Raw genomic sequence first — 2,071 nt, 5'->3', positions numbered from 1 at the left:
GACCGATACATACGAAAACATGCCAAGCTGCTGGACGTCGGGGCTGCGCATCGGATCAGGCGGTCAGTGATTGAGAGCGTCTATGACCGCGGCGGCGCGCTGAGGTTTCTCGACAGCCTGCTATAGAAAAAATTCCTCAATCCAAGCTGATGAAGCGCTAGATCTTTGCATTAGGGCAGTGGATTTGGAGGGAAATGTACTGGCCATGATGCTTATGGCGGTTATCTACATGGACAAAAAAATAATGTGGAGATGGCAAAAAGGTGGGCCATGCGTGCATTTAAAAATGGCTCGGTATGGGGTCTTCGATATTTGGCGGTGATCGCTTATCGTAGAAAGGGTTACGCTGCCTTTGTGGGTTGGAGGCTGGTGGATTTATTATGTGGCCCATTTCTTCTTAAGAAATACAAACAGAGAGGGCCTTTTAAATAACAAGATGAAAGGGTGTCACCATTTCGCCGTCCGTAGTCAATAGGCCCGCACTGGCTCTCCCCCCCGACAGGTCGGAGGTAAGTGCCCACGTTGCCGCTGACCACCTGCCGCAATGTTTCACGCGGTGCCAAGATCGCACCAGTCACCATTCTGGTTAGGGCCGCGCCCACGGCCTTGCTGCTTGCCAAACACTCGTCGGTCATCGCGGATACCGTCCAGGTGCGCGTCGTGCGTCGCACAGAGTCGCGGGCTCAAGGCCCACTCCTTGATGGCTCGGTCCGCGTGCGGTCTTGCGTGCACCACGGGTGCCGACGGTCGCGACCTTTCAGGGAAGCTGGTTCGCAGCCACACACCTACTTCCGGCCTGCGACCGTCAGCGTGATCAGCCGAAGGCGCGCACGATATCGAACGTCGTGCCTTCGTGCAGCATGTGGTAGCAGGCACGCGCCAGCTTGTGCGCCACCGCCTTGATCGCGACGACGCGGTGTTTGCGGGCGCGCTTGCGCTCGTACCAGCGTCGGATCAGCGGGTCGAAGCGCACCGCGTAGTTGGCCGCTTCCATGAAGGCCCAGCACAGGTAGCGGTTGCCACACTTGCGGTTGCCATGTCCCTTCCGCTTGCCGTTGGACAGCCGCACGCTCTCGACCATGCGGCAGTACGAGGCATAGTCGCCGACCGAGGCGAAGCGTTCGATGGCACCGCTTTCCAGCAGGATCGTCATGCCCAGGATCGGTCCGATGCCGGGCACGCTCTGCAGGCGCACGAGTAGATTCGGCCGCGCCAGATCCTTGCGCACCCAGCGCTCCAGTGCACGAATTTGATCCTGCAGCGTGAGCCACAGCTTGAACTGGATCAGCACGCCGTAGCGGGTGGAAAGCTCAGGAAACAGGTCATTGAGCTGCGTCGGAGTAAGCCGTCTCAAGGCGTTGCCCGACAGCTGCTTTCTCGTCGTTCGACTGAAGCTCGATTGGATCGAGAGCATGAGTTTGACCGCCTGCCGAACCAGACTGAAGCGGCGGCGCAACAAGTCACGGGTAGTGCGCTGCTCGCGCGGATAGATGTAGCCCTCGGGCAGCAGGCTCAGCCGCATCAGCTGGGCTAGGTGCAGGGCGTCGCTGTCGTCGTCGCCGTGCTTGAGGCCGTCGTATTGCGGGATCGCCGTGGTGTTGACCAAATGCACGGCATAACCGTGATCCATCAGGCCATCAACCAGCCAATACCAGTTGTAGGTGGATTCCACCGCCACACCGACCAGTTCGTCCCGATAGGGTGCCAAGTCGGCAAGGAGCCTCGGAAGTTCATTGGGTCGCCGACACCGCAGCACCGGTTTGCCGTCGCCATCCATGACGGCCAGCACGCTGTTGCTGGAATGCAGATCGATCGCTGCGTAAAGTGACATGGCTGCCTCCTGTCGCGGGGCGACGTTGAAACCGTGGTAGTTCCAACGTACCGCCACGCGCGGGAGGCGGCGACATGAGTCTTCAGATTCACTTATAGAAGGCGGCGTGGGGAGCTTTAGCAGGCTGTTGAGAAGCGCCGTCGCATACCGCTTCTGATAGCTTCGATCTATGCGTAGCTTTCTCCGCAGTGCCGATCGGACAGGATTTTCGGCGCTGCGGACGCACGTCTCCCGTCGTCG

General features: G+C 59.4%; 1 protein-coding gene. It reads right to left on the bottom strand.

Features of this window, described 5'->3' with window-relative positions:
* Window positions 1-814 precede the first annotated feature (814 nt).
* On the bottom strand, window positions 815-2,071 hold a 1,257-nt coding region (locus tag ABQJ54_RS19085), incomplete at its 5' end, for an IS110 family RNA-guided transposase (RefSeq protein WP_367855918.1).

The sequence above is a fragment of the Rhodanobacter lycopersici genome (genome assembly GCF_040812335.1).
Classification (GTDB): domain Bacteria; phylum Pseudomonadota; class Gammaproteobacteria; order Xanthomonadales; family Rhodanobacteraceae; genus Rhodanobacter_A; species Rhodanobacter_A lycopersici.
Note: the sequence above shows the minus strand (reverse complement) of the source record. Positions and strands in the feature narration are given on the sequence as shown.